This window comes from Pedobacter montanisoli (assembly GCF_022809115.1).
In the GTDB taxonomy this organism is placed as follows: domain Bacteria; phylum Bacteroidota; class Bacteroidia; order Sphingobacteriales; family Sphingobacteriaceae; genus Pedobacter; species Pedobacter montanisoli.
In genome coordinates this window covers 316,897-343,558 of the sequence record NZ_JALGBH010000002.1, presented here as the reverse complement: position 1 = coordinate 343,558, position 26,662 = coordinate 316,897, and the positions used below count along the sequence as shown (strand labels likewise).

General features: G+C 36.0%; 22 protein-coding genes, 1 tRNA gene and 1 riboswitch. Of the genes, 15 read left to right on the top strand and 8 right to left on the bottom strand.

The annotated features are described in order from the left end of the window. Positions 1-224 precede the first annotated feature (224 nt). Positions 225-860, bottom strand: coding sequence for a 16S rRNA (guanine(527)-N(7))-methyltransferase RsmG (rsmG, locus tag MMF97_RS09295; RefSeq protein WP_243361783.1), 636 nt, complete (start codon positions 858-860; stop codon positions 225-227). 15 nt (positions 861-875) lie between these two features. Next, complete coding sequence (locus MMF97_RS09290; protein WP_243361781.1) at positions 876-1,997, bottom strand: glycosyltransferase; 1,122 nt, start codon at positions 1,995-1,997, stop codon at positions 876-878. Between the two features lie 168 nt (positions 1,998-2,165). Here MMF97_RS09290 and tgt point away from each other — a divergent pair, with 168 nt between their 5' ends. From tgt to MMF97_RS09265, 5 genes are all read left to right on the top strand, one after another. Next, the gene (tgt, locus tag MMF97_RS09285; RefSeq protein ID WP_243361779.1) at positions 2,166-3,296 is read left to right on the top strand and encodes a tRNA guanosine(34) transglycosylase Tgt; all 1,131 of its coding nucleotides are present in this window, start codon (positions 2,166-2,168) and stop codon (positions 3,294-3,296) included. Further along, entirely contained in the window at positions 3,297-4,400 is a 1,104-nt protein-coding gene (locus tag MMF97_RS09280) for an LptF/LptG family permease (RefSeq protein ID WP_243361777.1), read from the top strand. 1,370 nt (positions 4,401-5,770) lie between these two features. After that, a complete protein-coding gene (locus tag MMF97_RS09275; protein ID WP_243361775.1) occupies positions 5,771-8,407 on the top strand; it encodes a TolB family protein in 2,637 nt (878 codons plus the stop codon). 21 nt (positions 8,408-8,428) lie between these two features. Continuing rightward, a complete protein-coding gene (locus MMF97_RS09270) occupies positions 8,429-8,713 on the top strand; it encodes a LapA family protein (protein ID WP_243361773.1) in 285 nt (94 codons plus the stop codon). A gap of 182 nt (positions 8,714-8,895) precedes the next feature. Beyond that, the gene (locus MMF97_RS09265; RefSeq protein ID WP_243361772.1) at positions 8,896-10,200 is read left to right on the top strand and encodes a sensor histidine kinase; all 1,305 of its coding nucleotides are present in this window, start codon (positions 8,896-8,898) and stop codon (positions 10,198-10,200) included. Here MMF97_RS09265 and MMF97_RS09260 read toward each other — a convergent pair whose 3' ends face one another. Beyond that, the gene (locus tag MMF97_RS09260; RefSeq protein WP_243361770.1) at positions 10,201-11,652 is read right to left on the bottom strand and encodes an ATP-dependent DNA helicase; all 1,452 of its coding nucleotides are present in this window, start codon (positions 11,650-11,652) and stop codon (positions 10,201-10,203) included. 52 nt (positions 11,653-11,704) lie between these two features. Here MMF97_RS09260 and MMF97_RS09255 point away from each other — a divergent pair, with 52 nt between their 5' ends. Beyond that, the gene (locus MMF97_RS09255; RefSeq protein ID WP_243361768.1) at positions 11,705-12,532 is read left to right on the top strand and encodes a DUF3822 family protein; all 828 of its coding nucleotides are present in this window, start codon (positions 11,705-11,707) and stop codon (positions 12,530-12,532) included. Continuing rightward, the gene (locus tag MMF97_RS09250; RefSeq protein WP_243361766.1) at positions 12,523-13,056 is read left to right on the top strand and encodes an RsmD family RNA methyltransferase; all 534 of its coding nucleotides are present in this window, start codon (positions 12,523-12,525) and stop codon (positions 13,054-13,056) included. The genes MMF97_RS09255 and MMF97_RS09250 overlap by 10 nt, the downstream gene beginning before the upstream one ends. A 59-nt stretch (positions 13,057-13,115) precedes the next feature. Here MMF97_RS09250 and tamL read toward each other — a convergent pair whose 3' ends face one another. Further along, positions 13,116-15,533, bottom strand: a complete 2,418-nt coding sequence (gene tamL, locus MMF97_RS09245; protein ID WP_243361763.1) for a translocation and assembly module lipoprotein TamL — start codon at positions 15,531-15,533, stop codon at positions 13,116-13,118. On the opposite strand from tamL, the gene MMF97_RS09240 reads away from it, so the two are divergent. The 5 genes from MMF97_RS09240 to MMF97_RS09220 all read left to right on the top strand — a co-directional run bounded on the left by MMF97_RS09240 (position 15,524) and on the right by MMF97_RS09220 (position 18,474). Further along, positions 15,524-16,276, top strand: a complete 753-nt coding sequence (locus tag MMF97_RS09240) for a TrmH family RNA methyltransferase (RefSeq protein WP_243361761.1) — start codon at positions 15,524-15,526, stop codon at positions 16,274-16,276. The genes tamL and MMF97_RS09240 overlap by 10 nt on opposite strands. Positions 16,277-16,351: 75 nt before the next feature. Further along, positions 16,352-16,422: transfer RNA gene (locus tag MMF97_RS09235), tRNA-Cys, on the top strand. Positions 16,423-16,461: 39 nt separating this feature from the next. Beyond that, positions 16,462-16,632, top strand: a complete 171-nt coding sequence (locus MMF97_RS09230; RefSeq protein ID WP_243361759.1) for a spore protein — start codon at positions 16,462-16,464, stop codon at positions 16,630-16,632. A 60-nt stretch (positions 16,633-16,692) separates the two neighbouring features. Continuing rightward, a riboswitch (Fluoride riboswitch) is annotated at positions 16,693-16,753 on the top strand. 29 nt (positions 16,754-16,782) lie between these two features. Further along, entirely contained in the window at positions 16,783-18,024 is a 1,242-nt protein-coding gene (locus MMF97_RS09225) for a chloride channel protein (protein ID WP_243361757.1), read from the top strand. Between the two features lie 24 nt (positions 18,025-18,048). Further along, entirely contained in the window at positions 18,049-18,474 is a 426-nt protein-coding gene (locus MMF97_RS09220; RefSeq protein WP_243361756.1) for an SRPBCC family protein, read from the top strand. Here MMF97_RS09220 and MMF97_RS09215 read toward each other — a convergent pair. Beyond that, positions 18,471-19,499 carry a quinone-dependent dihydroorotate dehydrogenase gene (locus MMF97_RS09215; protein WP_243361755.1) on the bottom strand — a complete coding sequence of 343 codons (1,029 nt, stop codon included), beginning with the start codon at positions 19,497-19,499 and terminating at the stop codon, positions 18,471-18,473. The genes MMF97_RS09220 and MMF97_RS09215 overlap by 4 nt on opposite strands. Before the next feature lie 150 nt (positions 19,500-19,649). Beyond that, the gene (locus MMF97_RS09210) at positions 19,650-21,062 is read right to left on the bottom strand and encodes an APC family permease (protein ID WP_243361754.1); all 1,413 of its coding nucleotides are present in this window, start codon (positions 21,060-21,062) and stop codon (positions 19,650-19,652) included. A gap of 269 nt (positions 21,063-21,331) precedes the next feature. On the opposite strand from MMF97_RS09210, the gene MMF97_RS09205 reads away from it, so the two are divergent. Next, positions 21,332-23,581 carry a sodium-translocating pyrophosphatase gene (locus MMF97_RS09205; RefSeq protein WP_243361753.1) on the top strand — a complete coding sequence of 750 codons (2,250 nt, stop codon included), beginning with the start codon at positions 21,332-21,334 and terminating at the stop codon, positions 23,579-23,581. Between the two features lie 112 nt (positions 23,582-23,693). Further along, positions 23,694-25,124, top strand: coding sequence for an amino acid permease (locus tag MMF97_RS09200; RefSeq protein ID WP_243361752.1), 1,431 nt, complete (start codon positions 23,694-23,696; stop codon positions 25,122-25,124). 86 nt (positions 25,125-25,210) lie between these two features. On the opposite strand, the gene MMF97_RS09195 is transcribed toward MMF97_RS09200, so the two are convergent. Beyond that, complete coding sequence (locus tag MMF97_RS09195; RefSeq protein ID WP_243361750.1) at positions 25,211-25,417, bottom strand: hypothetical protein; 207 nt, start codon at positions 25,415-25,417, stop codon at positions 25,211-25,213. Positions 25,418-25,475: 58 nt separating this feature from the next. Continuing rightward, entirely contained in the window at positions 25,476-25,988 is a 513-nt protein-coding gene (locus MMF97_RS09190; protein ID WP_243361748.1) for a PH domain-containing protein, read from the bottom strand. Between the two features lie 88 nt (positions 25,989-26,076). On the opposite strand from MMF97_RS09190, the gene MMF97_RS09185 reads away from it, so the two are divergent. After that, on the top strand, positions 26,077-26,652 hold the full coding sequence (locus MMF97_RS09185; RefSeq protein WP_243361746.1) for a MarC family protein: 576 nt from the start codon (positions 26,077-26,079) through the stop codon (positions 26,650-26,652). Positions 26,653-26,662: the final 10 nt, after the last annotated feature.

Genomic DNA, 26,662 nt, shown 5'->3' with positions numbered 1-26,662 from the left:
TTTTAATGGCTCGAATAAAAACAAATTAAGATACTAATTATGAACAAATTAACAAACACCTGTATATTGGTTTTAACCCAAATTATGCAACCCAGCTTTTTAACCACCTTAGAAACCTAAGAACCATAATCCAATTTTTCAAAATAACCTTTTATTTCTTAGGTGGTTTATAGACTTAAACTTACTGAATATAGTGCAGCTAAAAAACCTAACTTGCATTAAGATTACTGCGGTATGTAAACCACGTATTTGGTATCAAAGAATTCTTCTTCAAAATAATCTGAAAGCGGGTACAGTTCTGCTTTTAATTTCGATTCTTTGATTTCTTCTGTTAAATCACCACCTTTTAGATACAAAATACCGTTTTGAATGGCATTCAGATTTTCTTTGGCAAATTTACCTCTTACCCAAGGATAAAAATCGGCCAGACGTGTTACCGCACGAGAAACCACAAAATTGTATTTATCTGTAATTTGCTCTGCTCTACTGTGGCTGGCTTTTACGTTTTTTAATCCCAAAGCCTGAGCTACCTCTGTTACAACCTTAATTTTTTTACCAATAGAATCTACCAGATGAAATTGGGTTTCAGGAAACAAGATAGCTAATGGGATACCAGGAAATCCTCCCCCTGTACCTACATCCAATACTTTTTCACCTTTTTTAAAGCTGCAAAATTTTGCAATAGCTAAAGAGTGTAAAATATGACGTTCATAAAGTTCCTCAATATCTTTTCTAGAAATCACATTAATCTGTGCATTCCAAAAGCTATACAATTCAAATAATTTTTCAAATTGAGTCTTTTGTTCAGGACTCAGATCCTTAAAATACTTATAAACGATATCGGGTTTAACTTGCGTCATTTTTAAAATTAAAAATTATTTCCAGCTTACTTTTTTTACAAAGATAGACAGAATAGCATTAAAGACTAAGAACAGGACTAACAATACATCCAAAAACGGAAACCACCAACGTAATTCTTTATAATTAAGCCTGTATAACAGCTTAGGATAAACAAAACTCCTAATGATGATATTCAACACCAAAACACCCAAAGCTATCAGCTGCGTGGCTTTAAAACATAACAAGGCTACAAACAACGCATAAAATAAAAATTGAGTTACAATCTGTAAGCTTAGAATAAATTTATGTTTGGGTTTATAGAGCTTACCAGCACCTATGTGACGCTTTTTCTGCCTGATGTAACTTAAAAAAGTCTGTTTAGGTTCGCTCCAAACATGTGTTTCGCGATTAATCTGTACAATGGTATTATCGGCAGTAGCATTTGCATTTACAAACAGGTCATCATCGCCCGATGGCACGTGCATATGTGCGGCAAATCCCTTGTTCCTAAAAAACAGTTCTTTCCGGTAAGCCATGTTTCTGCCTACACCCATGTAAGGCATACCTTTAAGGGCAAAAGAAAGGTAATTGACTGCCGTAAAAAAGGTTTCAAAACGAATTAGCACATTCAATAAGCTTCTTTTCTTTGTATAGGGCGAATAACCCAATACAATTTCTATGTCCCTGTTTACAGGTTTTTGCATACCCGAAAGCCAGTTTTCCGAAGCAGGCACACAATCGGCATCGGTAAATACAAGCCAGTTATATTGAGCTGCTTTGATGCCCATGGTAGCGGCAAATTTCTTTCCGGCAATAAAACTGCCGCCTTCGCTTACCGTTACCACTTTAAGGTTAGCATATTGTTTGGAAAATTCTTCTAAAAGCTCTTTTGTACCATCCCATGATCTGTCGTTAACCACCACTACCTGAAACTGGTCATAGTTTTGGCTAAGCAGTTTAGGCAGGTTTTCCCTGAGGTTCTCTGCCTCATTCCTGGCACAAACAATTATACTTATAGGCTCACGTTGCTCAGCATCAATTTCCGCAATTTTATAACGGGCCAATTTAACATGTACAAACAAAGTATAATAAAGCTGTATCAGCAGACAGATAACAAGCGCAATTAAAAGCGTAAATTCAATTAAATTTAGTTCCACAATGATGATTACAAGCTAGCAAATTTCGTTTTTTAATCTGTATTATTGCCTGATGTTGAAAAATATGCGCTTTTAACAATCAAGCTTGAACCATCCCAAAGTTTTAAATGCGGTTAAGAAGAATTTTCTTTTTACTTTTGTTCGATTTTTTGAGGAATAAGACAGGATATGAAATTTGAGTTAAGCGCAGCCGATCCGCATTCTAAGGCCAGAGCAGGGAAAATAACCACTGCACATGGCGAAATACAAACCCCTATTTTTATGCCGGTAGGTACAGCCGGTTCGGTAAAGGCGGTACATCAAAGAGAGCTGAAAGAAGATATTAAAGCCCAGATTATTTTAGGCAATACTTATCACCTGTACCTCAGACCGGGCTTAGATATTCTGGAGCCTGCCGGAGGATTACATAAATTTATTGGATGGGATAAACCCATTTTAACCGATAGTGGTGGTTATCAGGTTTATTCTTTAAGTCAGGTGAGAAAAATCAAAGAAGATGGCGTTACCTTCAGATCACACATTGATGGCTCAAAGCATCTTTTTACGCCTGAAAATGTAATGGATATACAACGTACCATCGGGGCCGATATCATTATGGCTTTTGATGAATGTACACCTTATCCATGCGATTATAAATATGCTTCTAATTCGCTGAACATGACCCATCGCTGGCTAAAACGCTGCTGCGACAGGTTTGACAGCACCGACCCTAAATACGGCTATGAGCAAACACTTTTCCCTATTGTACAGGGCTCTGTATATAAAGACCTTAGGATAAAATCTGCCGAATTTATTGCCAGTATAGACCGCGAGGGAAATGCCATTGGCGGATTATCTGTTGGAGAGCCTGCAGAAGAAATGTACGCCATGACAGAAGTAGTATGCGATATATTACCTCAACATAAACCCCGTTATTTAATGGGTGTAGGTACACCGATAAATATATTGGAGAATATTGCTTTAGGTGTTGATATGTTTGATTGCGTAATGCCCACAAGGAATGCAAGAAATGGCATGTTATTTACCAAAAACGGTGTAATCAATATTGGCAACAAGAAATGGGCAAATGATTTCAGCCCTATAGAAGCAGATAGCGATCTGTTTGCCGACCAGGTTTATACTAAAGCCTATTTAAGACACCTGATGCATTCTAAAGAAATTTTAGGCTCGCAAATTGCTACCTTGCATAACCTTCACTTCTATTTATGGCTGGTGCAACAAGCCCGTGAAAAGATATTGGAAGGCACTTTTTATGAATGGAAAAACAAAATGGTAAAAGTATTAGGCACTAAATTGTAAATGAAAGCAATCAAACAGCGTTTAAAAATTATCGATGCCTTTATTATTGGCAAATATCTGGGTACTTTTCTCTATACGCTGGCTGTATTTATTGTTATCATTATCATTTTTGACCTTTCAGAAAAGCTGGATGATTTCTTAAAAAGCGGACTGAATCTTTGGGGCGTGATTACCAAATACTATGCAGGGTCAATTCCTTTTTATGTAAATATGCTTTCGCCGCTGATGAATTTCATCGCGGTAATTTTCTTTACGGCAAAAATGGCCGATCAGACTGAAATTGTACCTATACTAAGCGGTGGGGTAAGTTTTAACCGCTTCTTAAGGCCTTATTTTATTTCGGCATTTATCATTTTTTCGGCCAACCTGGTATCAAACCTGTACATTCTGCCCTATACCAACCGCATTAAGAACAAGTTTGTAAACGAAGTTGTAAACAAGGATGATCCCTTTACAAAATTCAATATCCATATGAAATTAGATAAGAATACCTATATCTATATGGATAATTTTGACAACCGCAGCAATATTGGTTATCGTTTCACCTTGGATAAATTTAAAGGTGATACATTAACTAAAAAGCTGGTTGCTGAACGTATCGCATATGATTCAGTAAAACGGGTATGGAAAATTTCTAATTATTCGGTGCGTAATATAGATGGACTGAAAGAAAACTTCAGCTCTTATCTCAATTCTACAAAAGATACTATTTTAGACATGGCACCAGAAGATTTTTCTGTGTATGATAATGTGGTTGAATCTATGAGTACCAAAGAATTAGGCGTAAAGATTGAAAAAGAAAAAATAAGAGGCTCAGGCATGATGAACGACCTTTTATTTGAGTATTACAAACGATGGGTACAACCCCTTTCTGCCTTTATCTTAACGCTTATAGGCGTTGCCTTATCTTCAAGAAAAGTAAGAGGTGGCGTAGGTCTCCCGTTGGGTATAGGTATTGTTCTAAGCTTTGCTTACATCGTTTGTGACCGCTTTGCTAAAATGTTCTCTACCAAAGGCGGATTACATCCTTTATTGGCCAATTTAGCCCCTGTAATCCTGTTTGGCCTGCTGGGTTATTACCTGTTAAGGAGAGCACCAAAATAAACAAGCTACACTGACCTAAAAAGCTTTCTTATTGCAATAGGATTCTGAAGGTTCTAAAATAATGGTTAATTCTGGTGTATTTGGAGAGGTTTTTGGTTAGCTTTGTCTATAAATACCTTATTTAAAAAAGGTAAATCTGGAAAATTATCATAAATATCATTTGTTAGCACACGTCTTTCTGTTAATATTCTGTTTACATTTATCTTTTAATTTTTATATGCACACGCGACACTTTTGAACAAAACAAGTCTTAATAACAAAAAATAAAGATAAAAATACCGCCTAATAAACCCAATAAAATGACTTCTTAAAGAGGTTTAATTAAGCAGAACTTATCAAGTACAGTAGAACTACTCAGTTAAAAATTAAGATTAAAAACAAGTGTCAAAATACGTGTTAAGAGCAACAAAAAAAATCTAAATCTACCTTCTATTTATCGCATAAACACACACTTAATCTATCTAAAAAACCATTAAAAAAAGTGTAAAAACAGCAGCTTTTGCAAAAAAATTCTAAACCTTTTTGAGGTTTAGACATCTATAAAAACATATCTATTTAGACTATATTTTCACGTCTTAAATAAGTAATCACCAGATTAAACAACAGTTTTTTACAAAAAATAAAATACACTAAGTAAACAAATTAAATATTTAAAAAACAAAAGAAGTTAGCCAAATAGCAAACAAAAATCACAAAGCAAATATTATAAAATGGTTAAAAATTTTACTAATTATTGTCAGTATAAAAAGCAATTAACCAAGCTAAAATAAGCCCCAAAAAACAACAGAAAACCACTACTCAAAATAGCTCAATTTCATAACTTAAATAAACTCAAGCAAACAAAAATCACAGTAAAAAACAGCACAAAATCTCAGTATAAAATAGGTCTATTCCATAAAAAAACACAACCAAAAATCTATACAAATTAAAAATATGAACTAAAAATAGGCAAAGAAATCAGCCATAATTAGTGTACATAAAATTTACTATATAATACATTTATTTTTTTGTATGTTTGATATATAAAAACCAGCAAAACCCAAGTAAAAACAACAAAAAAAGCTGATTTAAATTTAAAATAAAATAATTATAAAATTTTAAATATCAGTTAATTATATAATTCAAATAAAATTCAGATCGAAATAAAAAATCAAAAAAATCAAAACAAAAACTAATATTTTTAGCAAACAAGCCTTATGCATCAAAATAAAACATATAAATATTTAAAAATCAGAATATTAGTTTTTACAATATCAATAATAAATTCACATTTTAGTTTTGCACAGATTTTCGACTCTTCACAAAGTCCACTTAGTGTAAAATGGAGACAAATAACTGCAGAGGGCTTTAAAATCATCTATCCTGTCGAAATGGAAAAAGAAGCTCAGAGAATGGCCAATACTTTCACCACCTCCTACCCTCTTATCGGCGCCGACTATAAGCAACAAAAAACACGCATCCCAATCATCCTTCAGAACCAGGGAATAAGCGCAAATGGCTTTGTTCAACTGGCTCCTAAAAAGTCGCAATTTTATACTACACCACCTCAATATTTTGACAGTCATGATTGGCTAAATAACCTTACCGTTCATGAGCTAAGACATGTGGCACAGTTTGATAAAGTTACCGGAATAAAAGGCTATCCTTTTCCAGAAGAAATACACTTTGCCTACTTAGGGTCAAGCATCCCTACTTGGTACCTCGAAGGTGATGCGGTGTTGACTGAAACCATATTGACCAACTCAGGAAGAGGCAGGCAACCCAACTGGATCATGCCCTACCGCGCCTCTCTTCTTAGCGGTAAAAAATTCTCTTATTCGAAAGCTTATTTTGGATCCGATAAAGACCAAACTCCCGGCTATTACCAATTGGGTTATTTACTCGTTTCTAATCTTAGAGAAAAATTTGGCAAAGACATCAATGATCAGCTGCTTACTGATATCAATCAAAGGCCGCTCAGACTTTATCCTTTTTCGTCGAGCTTAAAAAAAATCACAACATTTAATACCAATCATTTTTACCAGGAAACTTCGGCTACATTAAAACAACAATGGCAAAAACAAGATAGTTTAACTAACAGTAAATCTTATTCGCTTTCTAATCGCAAAAGCAATTTTGCAAGCGACTATTTTCTTCCGGCACAAATAAGCAAGCAGTATATTTTAGCTCTTAAACAAAGCAAGGCCGAAACCTCTAAATTTGTACTTATAGACAGTGTTAAAAATGAAAGAACTTTATTTCATATCGGCTACCAAGAACAGCCTTGGTTTAGTTATGCCAACCATAAAATTGTTTGGGATGAAACACGCTATGATCCTCGATACAAGCAAAGAAGTTATAGCGTAATCTGTATCTACGACTTTCAAACCAAAAAGAAACGTCAGATTACTTTCAAAAGCAGATTATTTGCGCCAAGCCTTTCTGGTAATGGCGAGAAACTAATTGCCGTGAGCATTGACAAATCCAATCGATCTGAATTAGTGTTTGTGGATCTCAATAGTGGAAAACTCATAACAGCTTTCTTAAATAATGAAAATGATATCCTGCAAACTCCTGCCCTGAATTTTGACGGAACCGAAATTAGCTGGATCAGTGTTTCTGAACAAGGAAAAGCACTTTGGCTAAAAAATTTGGACGGGAAAACAGAGAAAGTTATTGATTATACAAGAGCCCAGTTAAGCAGACCTGTATTTTCAAACCGCCAAATCGCTTTTAACGCTCATTACAACGGAATTGATAATATTTACAGCATAGACCCTCAAAACAAAAAAATAGTGGCGCTAACAGCCGCAAAATATGGCGCCTTTAATCCAACGTTTAACCACAATAAGAATTCCATCCTTTTCAATCTTTATACCGAGCAGGGCTACCAAATAGCAGAAACCCCACTTGAAACTCTGCCTTTACAGGAAAATCATTTTGTTTATTTTGCCCAGACAGCCCAAAATCAGGAAAACATCCACCCTATTTTTGAAAATATTCCTGATAGTACTTTTAAAAGCAAGCCTTACAAAGCATTCTTTCACACTTTTAACCTGCATAGTCTTACACCCACAACAGACGAAAAAGAGAAAATAGGTCTTGAGCTAAGATCTAATGACCTGTTAAATACCACCAGCCTTTATGGAGGTGCATCATACAACACCAGCTTGAAAAGATTTGAATACAGTGCGGGTTTAATTTACAAAGCACTTTATCCTGTTTTCAGCGTAAATTTCACGAACAGGCCCCGTACGCAGTTCTACAGATACAAAAACCAGATCAATCAGGCTAACTGGCGTGAAGATTACATCAATTTTAAAGTCAATCTGCCTTTGAGCGGCAGCTATTTAAATCATAACTATGGCATTAATCCCGAGGTCAGTACCTACTATGTCAAACGTTTTTTCGAACCTAAGGAACAAGGTGTTTTACGCGATGCGGTTAAATTTCCGATGAAATACAGGCTCAACCTGAGCCACAGCTTACGAATGGCCCAACGAGATATTGCGCCCAGATTTGGCCAAAACATCATTGTACAATATCTGAACCAACCTTTTGACAAAACTTTAAAAGGCGAATTGTTTTCGTTTGAAAGCTATTTCTATTTCCCCGGTATAGCTAAAAATCACTCAGCCATGATCAGCTTTAATTATCAGAATGAAAGTGGTATTTTTAATGGATCAACAGAAATCCAAACAGTATTTGGCTACAGCCAGATTAAAGCAAAGAGTCTGTTAAAAAACTCTTTGTTATTTAACTATCGTTTTCCTTTCTTGTATCCCGATCTTGAAATAGGTCCTTTAGCTTATATCAGAAATGTAAGAGCTACCCTATTTAGTCATTATGAAAATTTTGGTACCGAAACCAATCTTTCACAACCTAAAACCTATGGTTTTGAATTGAGAAGTGACATGAATTTGCTCAGGTATCAACCCATCGTAGATTTAGGCTGCAGAGTTATTTTTGTTAATAAAATCTACAACCAAAACCCTATATTCGAGTTATTATTTAATTATAGCTTTTAAAACTCCTTAATATCCTTAAAAATGAAAGGAAAAACTATTTTCATTATCGTTGTAACCGCTTTACTGACCATTTTCTTAATGGTTAACAACGAACCTGTTGACTTTAATTTTCTAATAGGCTCACCCGTAGCTGTTTCAAAACTGATTGTAATCGGTGTATGTATTCTTATTGGTTTTATTTTAGGTTTTATTGCCGGCCGACCAAGAAGCACTATGAGCAGTTACAATGATGAAATCGAAAAAAATCAGGAAAATGAGCAAAACAAAAGCACTTTATCTGACGAAGACCGTGACTATATCAATTAATAAATAATTCTCATACTCACCTTGATACTGAATCTTTGCAAAAAGTTTATAGATTCTTAAAAATAAAGTCGCTGATATACTCCATTTTAGAATATTTCAATATTAATATTACTTACCTAACCTCTTTAAAAACACATTTTTAAAAACTGTTTTGCTATTTTTGCTATATAAAATATAGTCCCTTGCTTTCTTTTATATTATATAAAACACCACAAAAATATTTTAAGGCCTTTGATACCCACTACAGCTTAATAAATCTTAAACAAGTTAAAGTAATCAGTGCCTGTATTTTGGTTTTAGCTTTATTTGCCCGTCTTATAGGGGTTCTTTTTTATGCAGAAACAAGCAGAATACCAAATTATGATGAATACTCTCTCAGCAATTGGATACAATTATTAGGCAGTGGTCTGTTTTGGTCTGTTAGCTCATACATCTTAAATGTTCAAAAAAACAGCCTTACACAACGCAAAATCACTGTTTTTCTTTTCATCCTATTTCAGTTACTTATTTCATTAGGTATAAGCTATACCGTTTCTCATCACAATACTAAAAATACACTTACAATGCTATTGGTAGGCATATTGGTGGTGAGCATTTTTTTCGTCATAGAATTGAGAGAAATCATTTTCATTTCAATCTTCCTTGCTTTAGCTTTTATTTTTGCCATTGTTTTTCCCAAAATAGCATTAGAAGAAAAGCTTATCAATATTATTGCAGGTGTTACATTAAGTTTTATTCTCTTTTGTTTTTCAAGGCACACTTATCAATCAAGGTCGGCACATTTTATTAAAATCAAAGAATTAGAAGAGAAAAATGAAGAAATTGCTTTATTGAACACACAAAAAACCAATATTTTATCTTTTGTAGCTCATGATCTGAGAGGACCTTTAAACAACATTGATGCACTTAGCAGTTTAATGCTTTTGGAGAATGAAGACAATGCTGAAGCTAAAATGATCCAGTCCTCAGCATCACAGGCAAAGAACATCATCAATGACCTGATAGAAGGTATTAAGCAAGGAGACGATGATTTTAAAAAGGAAGAGATTTCTTTAAATGACCTGTTGCAACAAATTGTAAAAAAATGGAAGATCAACAGCGACAGATTAATCAACTTTACGTTACCAGAAGAAGAAACTTTTATTATGGCTAATCCTTCTAAATTAGAAAGGGTTTTAGATAACCTTATCAGTAATGCTTTAAAATTTTCACCTAAAAGCACTGCCATTAAAGTTAATTTATATCAAGAAGAAAACCATGCTGTTGTAGGGATACAAGACTTTGGTATTGGCATAAACCAGAATATGCAGAATTATATTTTTGATCAGTTCTCTAAAGCTGGCAGAAAAGGTTTATTAGGCGAAAAATCCATTGGTTTAGGCCTTTATATTTCAAAACAACTTATTGAAAAACATGGAGGAAGTATTCAGTTTACAAGCGAACAAAACCAAGGGACTACTTTTACCATAAAACTACCTATCGCCTGATTAAAAATCTTCCTCAATTCTATCTTTAAAGAATGATTTACCAAAGTTTACCAAAAACAACTCTTTTTTGGCACGGGTTACAGCAGTATATAACCAGCGTAAGAAATCCAGATCAAGCATATCTTCCGTTAAATACCCCTGATCTACAAAAACCGAATCCCATTGCCCGCCTTGTGCTTTATGACAGGTTACGGCGTAAGCAAACTTAATTTGCAGCGCATTGTAATAAGGATCCTGCTTTATAGCAGCCATTTTAGCCTTACGGTTAGTAATATGATCATAATCCAATAAAAGACCTTCATACAATTGCTTAGCAGCAGAGAAAGGAAGATTGGGACTCTCAACCTGAAGCGTATCCAATATCACCTTACAAGTTATAGCGCCTAAATCAGGATAATCCAACAATTCTATCTGTGCTTCGGCAAACCTGAATCCATAACGTTCTTCTTCTCTACGCACCCGAATGATTTTAGCCATATCTCCATTTGCGATAAAAGAAGCATCACTATTTTCGGGCAACCAGAAATAATTGTTACGTACGATCATGATCAGGTCTCCGCCACCCAATTCATCATCTTTATACAAGATACGAGCACGAATTTGGTTATTATAAGCATTTGCCGATTTGTTTGACCTGCAAACCACCAAAGTACTTTCTACGCCATATTTGCGGTAAGCATATTCCAAACCTTCTGTAAATTTATGCCCATTCATGCTAAAAATGTCTTTATAAGCCTTAGTTGCAAATTTTGGAACTCCAGACTCACGATGTTGAGAAAGATGGATCATTTTTCGCAACATCGTGGCATTTTCAAGTATGCCCGACTTCTTTTCCTGCCTCACCACTTCTGTTAGCTCTATGCTCTGCGTATCCAGTCCAAAGTGATCAGCTAAATATTTTTCATTTAACGCGGGGCTTTCTATGCTGCCTACTGGCGGAAGCTGTGCCGTATCTCCAACAAAAAGCAGTAAGCAATTTTTCTCACTCCCATCTTGAGCAGGCTGATATACATATTCTATTAAATCCTGCAGGAGAGAGGAGCCATTTTGTGTATTATATTCATCCGCAATCATCGAAGCCTCATCTACAATAAACAAGGTCTGCTTAACAAGATTTGGTGCCAAACCAAATCGTGTATCCATTTCGTTAGAAGTTTTTTTCCTATAAATTTTCTTATGAATGGTATATGCTTTCTTTTGCGTATAACTGCTCATCACCTTGGCCGCTCTACCGGTTGGCGCCAATAATAGGGGTTTATATCCAAATTTTGGGAGAGCTTTTACCAACGCCGCAACCGAAGTTGTTTTTCCCGTACCAGCATAACCCCTCAGAACAAAACAGCTTTCTAGCTTTCTAGCCGTTAAAAACCCAGCCATTGCTTCACAAAATTGCAATTGTTGCTTAGTTGGATTAACATTGTAAGCCTGTGCTATAATTTGTCCGTTTTGCATTTGGCAAATATGCAATGGTAATCTTATAGAAAAAAACTTATTTTTGCCTAACATGAACGAGAATAACAGCATTTTATTGATCGATCCCAATTTTCATCCTGAAACAGCCGCATCTTGCAGCCTGATCGTAAAAATAGGTTCCGGTAATTTATCATATGCCATCATCAATAATGACGAAGCCCGGGTTATTGCTCTTTATGACGAACCTGAATGCACAAACAGCATCCAGAAATTTAACCAGCTCTTAAAAACCGATACTTATTTGACCTTGCCTTATGCAAAAATCAATGTAGCGGTAAATACAGGTAACATTGCCTTTATTCCTAACGAACTGTTTGATGAAGATGAAGTAAATACATATACCCAGTATTTTTCAGAAGACAGCGCCAAGCAGGTTTTTCTACAACCAGACCATGCTGCTGGTTTTACTACTGTTTTTTCACTGCCTTTACTTACCGAAAAAAGTATTTCGGGTGTATGGTCTCATTATAAGGTGTATCAACAAAATCAGGGATTGATTGCATTGGCAAAAAACTTTGAAAAGCAGAACCTCCTGCTGGATTTTTCGGCCAATACTTTTGAAGCTTTGGTATTTAATGATGGTATTTTGCAATTTCAGCAACATTACGAGTTCGACAACAACGAAGAGTTTGTGTATTACCTCCTGCTCATTACGCAACAATTAAATCTTGATTTTAACCAAACTAGCGTTTCAGTAAGCGGAATTATCCATTTAAACGATGAAAAATGGAGTAGCATCAAGAAATATTTTACCAACTTAAATTTCTTGAACATCGATATTCCTTTAAACAGTTATGTGATCGAAGACATGCCTAAACATTATTACGCAGGACTATTATCTATTTACACATGCGGATAATTGGCGGAAATCTTAAAGGAATTTTTATAAAAGCACCCGATAAGCTTCCTGTAAGGCCTACTACCGATATGGCTAAAGAAGCCTTGTTCAATATTCTAAACCACTCTTTTGATTTTGGAGAATGTGATATCTTAGATTTGTTTAGCGGAACGGGCAATATCAGTATAGAATTTGCTTCACGTAACGCAAAGCGTATTACATCTGTAGATAAACATCCTGCCTGCGTGCAATGGATCAAAAGTATTTCGCAAAAGCACCAGCTTACTCAAATTCATCCTTTAAAAGCTGATGTGTTTAAATATCTGCAACAGGAAAAACAGCAGCACGATATTATCTTTGCCGATCCCCCTTATGATCTACCTAATATACCTGCAATTGCACAATTGGTTATTGAACACAATTTATTAAAACCTGATGGCCTGTTGATTATAGAACATCCTTCTATGCTTAAGCTAGACCAAAAACCGGGCTTTTCTGAATGCCGTAAATACGGAAATTCTTCATTCAGCTTTTTTAGGAATTAGTTGATTGGTTATCGTTCTGATTTCCAACCTCAGACTTCCGACTTTTAACTCTTTACTTTTTAAAAAGGCATGCCTATACCAAAATTGTATTGTAAAAAGCGGTACCTATCCGGGCTATGTGTAAGCTCATAAGCTGCTTTAAACGCTTTTGCTCCACTCAGGTATTTGCTGATAACCCACTGTTCTCCTGGCGCAAACTGAGGGTCTTTCAACTTCAAACCCACATCAAACCTAAAAACAAAGTACTGCACATCATATCTGAAACCTAAACCTGTTCCCAAGGCAATTTGTTCATGCAGTTTTTTAAAGTTAAAATAAGTTTGCGGTTGCGGGTTGCCCGGTGCAATATTCCAGATATTTCCGCCATCTAAAAAGGTAGCACCTCTCAATTTACCACCAAAAAATTTCGAGGCTAAGATAAATCTGTATTCCAGATTGGCTTCAATACGCATTTGCCCTAACTGGTCAATACCAAAAGAAGATGCACGTACTTCTGGACTTGAAATCACTTCACGGTTATAATTACCCGGACCTAAAGTACGGGCCTGCCAGGCTCTAACCCCACTTGAACCACCTGCATAAAACAATTTATCAAATGGCATGGCTAAAGAGTTGCCATATGCATAACCTACACCTGCGTTTATACGTGCTACAAATTGCTTTTCATTATCAAAATTCTTATACCATCTAATATCTACTTCAGGTCGTAAGTATTGATTATACGGCAAACCTAAAACCTTTCCGTAATTACCGGTTGTGGGATCAGGTTTTTTGCCAAAAACCCTGTTGCTTAAATACAAAAGATTACCGCCTATTTCCATATTTCCTTTAAAGTAAATGAAAGTGCGCTGCTGCGAAAGCTTTTCAGCATTTAAGCTATAGGCATATTTCATACCCAGCGTTACGTCTTTACGTCCAAGCAAAGTGATGTTATAGGAGTTTTTCTCGAAAAGTTCTTTATTATCAAGATACTGCTGATAATTTGTCTTATCAGTAGTATCTATCAGCACACTACCAAATCGGTATTCAAAATTTAAAGGGGTAAATGAATGTAATTTAGATTTGGTTTCAACCCAGTCATAACTAATGGAATTGATAAAAATACGTCTTACCGTTATATCTTTCTGTAATGCATAAAGATAACTACTTGAAAAAGTGGTATAAGGAATACCATTTTTACCCATAAGCGGAATGTTAAACGGCACCATTAACCTTGGCACGGTTAAGCTTGCACTTACAGAGAAATCTCTCTGATAAATATCCGAAAACAAAGAAGTTCCTTTGGTATTTCTAGCCTGCAAGCCCCCTTTGATCTGGAACTGGAAACGCTCTGCGCCTTTAAAAATATTATTGTTTGTATAAGTGTTACTGATGTTAAACCCTACCGTAAAATCATTAAAAGGTATTTCGCCCTCAATACGGTTGCTCATTCTCTTTTGTGGCGTTAGCATTACCACCGGATTTACCTTATTTGTACTGTCTTTAGGCTTGTAATAATCTATTTTAACATTTTTAAAGACATTGAGATCATACATCCTATCATAAGTCAGAGTTTCTTTATCTATATCATAGATTTCGCCGGGTTTAATGAAGTTATAACGTATAATGGGGTTTCTTCTGTATTTATGAGAGAGATCCGTAAATCGTATATCTCTGAAAACACGTTTGTTAAGTTCTATAGAATCTGTAAACCCTTCATAGCTCGGCGCAATGATAATATTAGTCTCCCCTATGGTATAAATCTTGTGTTTGGCCGAGCTGTCTATAGGATTATCTATGATCAGTTTTACACTTACCTTATTGTTGTTCTGGTTAGAATCTGGTTCATACCTTACATAAGGGCGCACAAAATCGAAATATCCGTTCTGGCGCATGAGCTTATAGATATTTTCACGCTCGTAAACCAACGAATCTTCATCATATTGCATGCCTTCACTCAAATGAGTAAATCTCGATTTATTTCCCATATAAAGGTTTTTCACCTGTTCATCAGGTATTTCATAGTTAATTTTATTAACCATGAAAGGAGCACCTGTATTAGCTTTAAACTTAACGGTAGCCAGTTTATTTTTTACCGAAATTTCTGACTGTACTTTTGCATTAAAAAAACCTTTACTTCTCAGGTACTTTTCAATCTGTGTACGCGAGATTTCTACCAGCGCACTATCTAAAATTGCCGGAGGAGTGCCCAGAGGTTTAATGTTATGCGTTTTGTATTTTCCGTCCTTGGTATTAAATATATTATATATACCTTCGTTAAGTCCTAACCAACCGGCAGGCCGTATATCTTTCTGAACATAATTGTAGGCCGCTTCTTCATAAGGTTTTGAAATACTGTCTATTTCTACCTTTTTAACTATAGACTGGTAACTTTCAATATATTTAGTTGATGAGCATCCTACTGTAAAAAGCAGAATTAATAGTATTATTGCAAAGTGAAAATTCTTTTGCTTATAGTTTAGGTAATATGCTTTCAAAATCTCAAATCAGTTTTATAAAGTCGCTACATCAAAAAAAGTACCGCAATATAAACGGGTTGTTTATTATTGAAGGTATAAAAACATTAACAGAATTTTTAAAATCTGATTATACCCTACAAAGCATCTATTTTACACCCGCTTATGCCAAAGCTATTGCCACACTTAAAGTTGATACAAATATAAATTTATTTGAACTAAGCGATGCTGTATTAGAAAAGATTAGTACACTGCAAACACCACAAGGTGTATTGGCCATAGTTGAGATACCAAATACAGGAGCTATTGATCCTCAAACCCTAAAAAACAAATTTTCGTTAGTTCTTGACAATGTTCAGGATCCTGGAAATTTAGGCACTATTATCAGAACTGCCGATTGGTTTGGCATACAGCACATCATCTGCTCTGAAAACACTGTTGAGGCTTACAATCCTAAAACGGTACAATCTACCATGGGTTCTTTATGTCGGGTAAATATATCCTATACTTCATTAACCGATTTCTTAGGCCAAACCGCTTTACCTGTATTTGGAGCCTTGCTTGAAGGTGAAAATATTTACAAGGTAAATTGGAGAAATGAAGGACTAATTTTATTAGGTAATGAGGGACACGGCATTTCGCAGGAATTGATCAAAAAAATCAACATACCTGTAACCATTCCACGGATAGGCCAAACAGAATCGCTAAATGTGGCTGTTTCGGCAGCTATTTTTTGTAGTGAATTAGGCCGATTGAAATTTTAGTATAAATTATTCTAATTTTTCTCATTTCTAATTTGCAACCTCGCAATTAATTGTTATTTTTGCAGCCTTGAAAAAGGTCGAGTGGCCGAGTGGCTAGGCAGAGGTCTGCAAAACCTTGTACAGCGGTTCGAATCCGCTCTCGACCTCAAGATTAAAAATAATAAAAGGAATTAAAGCTTATTGTTATGGGAGTTACAAGATTAAAAAGAAAAGACAGATATAATAAAACTGTTTCTCGTTTAGAAGTTCAAGGGTTAAAATTAGCTACTAACTTAGAATTGGGAAGCCGTTCTAAACAATCTACAACTGACCAGTTAGCTAAAAACAACGCTATTTTAGCTGCTTTGTCTAAATAATCTTCTTTAAAGGAATTTAAAAAGCACGTGCTTATACGTGCTTTTTTTATAATCTTTATATTTTTGCTAGGCAATGATGTCTGCCTTGAACCGCCCTGGTGCTGATGATATCTACTTAACATACTATTAAATTAGTGTAGATTTTTTATCATGGACATTAAAATTTATAATTTCCTGTTTTACATTCTTAAATGGCTGTTTATTGCTCTGCTTATCAGTGTTCTGGTGGGTTCTGCTTCAGCTCTGTTCTTATATACTTTAGACCTAGCAGGAAACTTCAGAGACGGTCATCCTTTAATTATCATTCTACTACCTTTTGCCGGCCTGATAATCGGCTATATGTATTTTAAGTATGGTAATGATGTAATTAGAGGCAACAACCATCTAATTGATGAGTTTCACACCCCAAGATCGGTCATTCCCTTTAAAATGGCTCCTATGGTTTATATAGGAACCTTACTTACCCATTTATTTGGTGGTTCTGCAGGACGAGAAGGAACAGCTGTACAAATGGGCGGAGCCATAGCTGATCAGTTTACGGCTCTATTCAAATTGTCAAATAACGAACGCAAAACAGTATTGATCATAGGCATAAGCGCAGGATTTTCATCTGTTTTTGGAACACCTCTGGCTGCAGCTGTTTTTTCCCTAGAAGTATTAAGTTTCAGAAAGCTGAAAAGTTTAAATGTATGCTTAGCGCTGGCTGCTGCTTTTATAGCCGATTACATCTGCCGTTTATACCCGATACAACACAGTCATTATACCCTATCTTCTTTCCCATACTTCAATTTTAAGATTTTATTTTGGTGTATCGCTGCAGGTTTAATATTTGGCTTAGCTGCTTATTGTTTCTCTGGTTTGCTAAGATTTTTTGAAAGTACATTTAAGAAATTAATCAAACATGTTGTTTTAAGACCTGTGATCGGTGGAGCAATTATTGTCATAGCGATATATTTTATGGGCACCAGATATATAGGCCTAGGTGTGCCTGTAATCAATAGCAGTTTTGAGAATCTCCAGAACAACTATGATTTCTTACTCAAGATATTATTTACCACTTTTACTTTAGGCGCTGGTTTTAAAGGAGGAGAAGTTACGCCTTTGTTTTTTATTGGTGCCACATTAGGTAATATCTTAAGTTGCTTTGTCCCTTTGCCTATGGCTCTTTTAGCTGCTATGGGTTTTGTTTCTGTTTTTGCAGGTGCAACCAATACACCTCTGGCCAGTTGTTTTTTAGGGTTTGAACTATTTGGTGCTCCTGGTATTTTATTTATCTCTATTTCCTGCATAACGGCTTATTTATTTTCCGGCAAAAAAAGCATTTACCATTCTCAGTTACCTTTAGGCCCTAAGTATCTGATCTATAAAAAGCTCAGAAATTTTAAAAAGTAAAGCAAATTGCTTAATTTAAAAGTTATGAAAAATCAGGATATAGAAATAACCGTTTCAATTAAAGCACCCGTAACGAAGGTTTGGAATGCAATTTCTTCTGCTGAAGAAATGAAGAACTGGTATTTTACCCTGAAAGATTTTAAGACTGTGTCTGGATTTAAATTTGAATTCTGGGCAGGTCCGGCTGAAAAACAATATTTACATTGTTGTGAGGTAATTGATGTAGAACCTCTCCAAAGACTTAGCTATACCTGGCGTTATGAAGGTTTTCCCGGCAACTCTTTAGTTATCTGGATACTTGATGAACAGCAAAATGGCCAAACACTACTTACCTTAAAACATGTAGATGTAGAAACACTCAAAAATGAAGATCCGGCTTTTGATGCTGAAAATTTTGTGACTGGATGGGAAGCCATCACCCAAAATCTAAAGGCATACTTAGAACGTTAGCACAAGGCTTTACATATCCGTTTGATCAAACCCGGCCCTTCGTAAATAAAACCGGTATACAATTGAACCAACGAAGCGCCTGCCTCCAGTTTTTCTTTTGCATCCTGAGCTGTGTGAATACCGCCTACGCCTATAATAGGGAATTTACCTTCTGATTTGGTTGAGATATAACGGATTACTTCAGTAGATTTTTTAGTTAAAGGTTTACCACTTAATCCACCTGTTTCACGTTTTAACCCATCTGCTGCATATAAACCATTCCTGTCAATCGTGGTATTTGTTGCAATTACACCTGCTATTTTGGTTTCATTAACGATTTCTACAATATCGTCTAATTGCTCAATAGTTAAATCAGGAGCTATCTTTAATAAAATAGGTCTTGAAATGCCTTCTTTATTGTTTCTAAGTTGCAGCGTGTTAAGAATATGCATTAGAGGTTCCTTTTCTTGTAATGCTCTTAAACCCGGTGTATTAGGTGAACTTACATTCACCACAAAATAATCTACCACATCAAAAAGCCTGTCGAAACATTTAATGTAATCATTCACAGCTTCCTCGTTAGGTGTATTCTTATTCTTGCCAATATTACCACCTACCACAATGTTAGAATGCTTACATTTTAGCAACCTCAAACGCTCGGCCATTACATCCACACCTTTATTGTTAAAACCCATGCGGTTAATGATCGCTTCATCTTCTTTAAGCCTGAACATCCGCGGTTTATCATTGCCTGGTTGAGGTAAAGGCGTAACTGTACCCACTTCAATAAAACCAAAGCCTAAATTGCTCAATGCCTCTACAAACTCTCCGTTTTTATCAAAGCCTGCAGCCAGTCCTACCGGGTTTTTAAACTTCAGTCCAAAAACCTCACGTTCCAGCTCTTTACTGTGCAGGTGATATGATTTTCGCAGAATTTTCTTTCCCAAAGGGAAAAAGTCATGAAACCATTTTAAACGCTTAACCACAAAGTGATGCACCCTTTCAGGATCAAATTTGAAGAAAACAGGTTTTACCAAACGATACATGGCACGAAGATAGAAAAAAGCCCGATATAATTTTTAGAAAGCGCTTGCTAAACAGCGTATATCTGTGTGCAAATATAATAAAATGAGCCTGATACATTGCAAAGAATAACTTTATCAATTTGTATCAGGCTCTGAAAATCTATTTAAGGTTTATTGCTTAGGTTTACTTAAATAATAAACCGGAATACCAATTAACATGATCAGCACGCCCCAACCGCAGGTACTGGTTTTAAATACCAATAAAGAAACACTGATTGCACTTGCACAAATAATATATAATGCAGGTAGAACCGGATAAGCAAAAGCTTTATATGGTCTTTCTGCATCCGGCATTTTCTTTCTTAATATGAAAATACCTAAAATGGTAAGGATGTAAAAAATCATTACGATGATGATCACGAAATCAAGCAGATCACCATATTTACCAGTAAGACATAATGCCGAAGCCCATACACACTGTGCCCATAAAGCCCATGCAGGCACATTGAATTTATTTAAATGGCTTGCTTTTTTAAAGAACAATCCATCTTTAGCCATCGTATAATACACCCTTGCCCCTGCCATGATCAAGCCGTTGTTACAGGCAAAAGTAGAAATCATGATCATGATAGCTATAATATAAGTCCCCATACTACCAAATATAGGCTGAGCGGCTGCAACAGCTACCCTGTCATCGGCAGCGGTTGCTATTTCCTGTAAAGGCAATACAGCCAAGTACATCACATTGGCTAAAATATAGATTACGCTTACAATTAAAGTACCCAAAAACAAACTCAAACCTACATTACGCTGAGGGTTTTTAATTTCTCCGGCAATAAAGGTTACGCCATTCCAGGCATCACTACTAAATAAAGAACCTACCATTGAGGCTGCTATACCTGATACCAGCGCTACTCCTGTAATGTTAACCCAGTCACCCGTTCCCATATCAAATGCTCTTGGTGTCCAGGCATCTTGCCAGTTGGCATTCCATACCTCAGCTTTGGCACCTAACATAAATCCAAATACGATAAGGCCGAATAGTGAAAGGATTTTGATAATGGTTAAAAAGGTTTGCAAAATCTTACCGTCTTTAACACCTCTACTGTTTATAAATGTTAAGATGATAATGGTTACTATAGACACTAGCTGAGCTGCATTCAATTTAAAAGAACCGATTTCATACAGTACGTTTTTATCACTGAAAGCCGGAAAAAGATAGGCTGCAAATTTAGAAAAAGCCACACCTACCGCTGCAATGGTACCCGTTTGAATTACGGCAAAGAAACTCCAGCCATACAAAAAGGCAATCAGCTTATTGTAAGCTTCTTTTAAATATACATATTGTCCACCTGCTTTGGGAAACATGGCGCTTAGTTCGCCATAGCTTACAGCAGCGATCATGGTAATTACCGCGGTTAGTACCCAAATTAAAATAAGCCATCCGGCAGACCCTACCTGTCTGGTAATGTCAGAGCTCACAATAAAAATACCCGAGCCAATCATTGAGCCCACCACAAGCATGGCGCCATCAAAAAGTCCTAATTCGCGTTTAAAAGATTCTTCTTCTTTTGGATTTTCCATAATTCAGTTTAGTTCTGGTTAATAGTTTAGTAATAGCGAATATAAAAGAACCCTTTAATTTTTTTACATCCTGTAAGCATATTAATTATAATTTTTTTATGACATAGACCAAATAATCTTTGGTTCGAGCTAAAACTACAATTACTTTTCCAATGTAAAAAAGCATTTTTTATTTCATTTTGAGAAAAATTTGTTTATTAAGCAAACAAAATTATCTTTGTTTAAACCACTTAAACTCAACCTAAAACTAAAAAAACTAAAACGTAAGTATGACTTTTTTACAAACCAATTTAATTTATCTGATACCCGTATTAGGGCTCATAGGCATTATGGTAATGGCCGTAAAAAGCGCATGGATCAACAAACAGGATGCTGGTGATGCCAATATGAAAGAACTTGCCACTTATATTGCCGATGGCGCCATGGCTTTTTTAAAGGCCGAGTGGAGAATACTAAGCATATTTGCTGTTATAGCTGCCGCTCTATTGGCTTATTCAGGTACTATAACCCATATTAATGGTAAAGAAATACACTCAAGCTGGATCATTTCCATTTCCTTTATTATTGGAGCTGTATTTTCGGCAACAGCCGGATATATAGGAATGAAAGCTGCTACAAAAGCCAATGTAAGAACTACCCAAGCAGCCCGTACCAGTTTAAAGCAAGCCTTAAAAGTTAGTTTTAACGGCGGTACGATAATGGGATTAGGTGTAGCTGGATTAGCCGTTTTAGGATTAGGCGGTTTATTTATCGTTTTTTTAAAATATTTTAACGTAATCAGTCCTAACAGCAATGAGTTAAGAACAGCTATAGAAGTATTAACCGGATTTTCATTAGGTGCAGAATCTATTGCCTTATTTGCCCGTGTAGGCGGTGGTATCTATACTAAAGCTGCCGATGTGGGTGCTGATCTTGTAGGGAAGGTAGAAGCAGGTATACCTGAAGATGATGTGCGTAACCCTGCTACCATTGCCGATAATGTAGGCGATAATGTAGGCGATGTGGCCGGTATGGGTGCCGATTTATTTGGTTCTTATGTAGCTACGATCTTAGCCACAATGGTTTTGGGTCAGGAAATTGTATCTACCGATTCTTTCGGCGGTATGGCTCCCATATTGTTACCTATGCTGATTTGCGGTTTAGGTATTTTAGCTTCTATTGTAGGCACATGGTTTGTAACTATTAAAGATGAAAAATCGAACGTACAGAATGCCCTTAATTTGGGTAACTGGTCTTCAATCATCATCGTTGCAATCACATCTTTCTTTTTAACCAAATGGATGCTACCAGAAACACTTAGTTTACGTGGTTATGAATTTAGTAATATAAACGTTTTCTATGCAATTATTGTAGGTCTTGTAGTGGGTACAATTATGAGTATTGTTACCGAATACTATACTGCTATGGGAAAATCTCCTGTAAATTCTATTATTCAGCAATCGTCAACCGGACATGCGACCAATATTATTGCCGGACTTTCTGTAGGGATGAAATCTACCGTAGTTCCGATCTGTGTTTTAGCAGCAGGAATTATGGCTTCTTATCACTTTGCAGGTTTATATGGTGTTGCTATTGCAGCCGCAGGTATGATGGCCACTACTGCCATGCAATTGGCTATTGATGCTTTTGGCCCTATTGCCGATAATGCAGGTGGAATTGCCGAAATGAGCCAATTACCTCCCGAAGTTCGTGAAAGAACAGATAATTTAGATGCAGTAGGTAATACCACTGCCGCTACAGGAAAAGGTTTTGCCATCGCTTCAGCTGCTTTAACTTCTTTAGCATTATTTGCCGCTTTTGTGGGTATCGCAGGTATTACGGCTATCGATATTTATAAAGCTGATGTTTTAGCCGGTTTATTTGTAGGCGGTATGATTCCATTTATATTTTCTGCATTATGTATCCAAGCTGTTGGAAAAGCTGCTATGGATATGGTACAGGAAGTACGCCGCCAGTTTAGAGAGATACCGGGTATTATGGAGTATAAAGCCAAACCTGAGTATGAAAAATGCGTTGCCATTTCAACACAGGCTTCAATCAGAGAGATGATGCTTCCGGGAGCCATTGCTTTGATTACCCCAGTAGCCGTTGGCTTTTTATTTGGTCCTGAGGTTTTAGGCGGCATGTTGGCTGGTGTAACGGTTTCGGGCGTTTTAATGGGTATATTTCAATCTAACGCAGGTGGTGCATGGGATAATGCCAAAAAATCTTTTGAAAAAGGTGTTGAAATTAATGGGGAAATGCATTATAAAAAATCAGAGCCCCACAAATCTTCGGTTACAGGCGATACAGTGGGCGATCCTTTCAAAGATACCTCTGGCCCTTCTATGAACATTTTGATTAAACTGATGTCTATCGTATCTCTGGTTATTGCGCCTTACATTGCTGTAAATGCTTCAAAAACAGGAAATCAGGTAGAAATCAAAAAAGAAGTCAGGATCAGTAAAACCATAGATTCTTTAGGTAATGAGAAAATTGATACCCTAAAAAATGAGACTGATACTCTCTTGTATCAATAAATTGTTACTCAAAAACGAGGCTGTAAACAAAATCCGTTTTTCATTTTAAATAATTTTTATTTAGGTTTACGCCTCAAAAACAATCAAACTAATCAAAACTTAATAACGTATTATGAATTTGAAAAAGCCCATTGATGTGCTAGTTGCCGAGTCGGCAGAGAGTGGAGAGGGCACACTTAAGCGAACCCTAAGCAGTACCAGTCTTATTGCGCTTGGTATTGGTGCCATTATTGGTGCTGGCTTGTTTTCTTTAACAGGAATTGCAGCAGCAGAACACGCTGGTCCTGCAGTTACATTATCTTTTATTTTAGCCGCTGTGGGCTGTGCATTTGCAGGTTTATGCTATGCAGAATTTGCTTCTATGATCCCTGTTGCAGGTAGTGCGTACACTTACTCTTACGCAACAATGGGCGAGTTTATGGCTTGGATTATTGGATGGGATTTAGTACTTGAATATGCCTTGGGTGCCGCAACAGTTGGTGTTTCTTGGTCTGGTTATTTCAACAAATTACTACATGAATTTGGTTTAGAGATGCCACTTTATTTAACTAAATCTTTTGCTGAAGTTGATGGAGGTGGAATTAATCTGCCTGCCGTAATTATCGTTTCTTTATTATCACTATTATTGATGCGTGGCACTAAAGAATCGGCTACTTTAAACAACTTTCTAGTAATTGTAAAAGTTGCAGTTGTATTATTATTTATTGCCTTAGGCTGGAAATTTATTAACCCGGCAAACCATACGCCATACATTCCTAAAAACACTGGCGTTTATGGCGAATTTGGTATTTCTGGTATTGCTGCTGGCGCTGCATTAGTTTTCTTTGCCTTTATCGGCTTTGATGCTGTATCTACTGCTGCACAAGAGGCAAAAAATCCTCAAAAAGGTATGCCAATCGGTATCTTAGGCTCTTTAGTAATCTGTACTATCCTTTATATCTTATTTGCTCACGTAATGACTGGTTTAGTTCCTTTTAGTGTTTTCAAAGGAGACGCTTCACCAGCGGCAACGGCATTTAAAGTTACGGGCTATACTTGGTTACAAATGGGTTTAATCATAGCTATTTTGGCTGGTTATACTTCTGTAATACTCGTAATGTTAATGGGTCAGTCTAGGGTATTCTATACGATGTCTAAAGATGGGTTATTACCAAAATTCTTTGGAAGCATACACGCAAAATTCCGTACGCCATATAAAACCAACTTATTTTTCATGGTGTTTGTGAGCGTTTTTGCAGGTTTTGTTCCTGTAACTGATTTGGGTCATATGGTATCAATAGGTACTTTATTTGCATTCTCTTTAGTATGTATCGGTGTAATGATTTTACGTAAAACAGACCCAGATAGAGAACGTCCTTTTAAAACTCCATTAGTGCCATTAGTTCCTATTTTAGGTGTTATTGTTTGTGTTTACTTAATGTACTCATTACCTTGGGAAGCTTGGGTGCGTTTAGCAATTTGGATGGCTCTAGGAGTTGTAATTTATTACTTCTACGGAAAGAAAAATTCAGTTTTAGGGAAAAAACAATCAGAAAATTCTTAAATAGTTATCAAACATAACAAGAAAGCCACCTTAAAGGTGGCTTTCTTGTTTTTATATATTGACGTTTTATAACAATAAATCTAAACTTACTTATTTTCTTTGCTCATTTTCTTAATCCAGGAATAAACAGAGAAAATAACGGTAACAATAAATAATAAGATAAAGATCACACGGTTCTGATAAACAAAATCGTGAAAACAAGCTCCTACCAAAATATAGGCGCTAGCAATACATAACTTTAATGGAATAAATTCTCCATTAGACCATGTGGTTTTACGGTTAAAGAAATTCATACAATCATATTTTCAGTAAACAAATTGTTAATTAAATATACCAATAACTGCATTCGTTCTACCAACCCTTTACACCCTGTTCCAATTTTTCTAGCATAGAGCGATCATCAGGGGTAATTACAATTTTTTTATGCTGCTTGGTTATAATTAAAATCCTGTTTTTTCTTTGAGTGGCATATAAGGTCATATTCCCTATTTTATTCGCATAATATTTTCCAAAGTACCCAAAAAGACCTCCAACACCAAATGTCCGGATCAGACCATTCATTTCTCCTTCTTCAACTGCACGAACCTGATCTAGATCATCAAATTTCAGATTGATCTTACCAATTATTCTGTTAACAGAGAGTCCTGTTTCATCTATACTATACGACTGAGGTGCATAGAGGTAGCAAAACAGTAGTGTAGCAACGAGAAACAAAAGTATAGCAGCGTGAATAAGGATTACTCCTCGGTCTGCACCTGCATGTATAATGGTACGGACATTATTTTGCCCTATAAAAAGAAAAAGAATCAGTACCCCTGTAGATATGATCTTAACAGGTTTATCTGTAGATGCGCTGTATTTCATATATGGTTCATCAATTGTGTAATCTAGTTTACAGCTTTTTAATTAATTTGTAACAATTTAAATTTACTTTTGTAAAAAAATTGAAACAATGGAATATCTGAAATTTGACTTCAACCAGATCTTATCTACCTCGATGATTTTATTTGCGATTATTGATATTTTGGGTTCTATCCCCGTTATCATCTCGTTGCGTACAAAAGCGGGTCATATACAATCTGAGAAAGCTTCGATAGTAGCAACGGTTTTGATGGTGTTGTTTTTATTTGCAGGTGAATCATTGTTAAGCGTAATTGGAGTAGATGTGCAATCTTTTGCTATTGCGGGATCTCTGGTTATTTTTTTCATTGCCATGGAAATGGTGTTAGGGATTAACTTCTTTAAAGAAGAAGCTCCTGAAACCGTATCTATTGTTCCCCTGGCTTTTCCTCTTATTGCAGGGGCAGGAACTATGACTACCTTGCTTTCGTTAAAAACAGAATATCATACACAAAATATATTGATAGGTATTTTATTAAACATGCTTTTTGTGTATTTTGTACTTAAGAATACGGCCAAGCTTGAAAAACTTTTAGGTAAATCGGGCTTAAATGTTTTAAGAAAAGCTTTTGGCGTAATCTTATTAGCTATAGCGATTAAATTGTTCAGATCAAACGCTGGTCTGTAACAAATGTGGC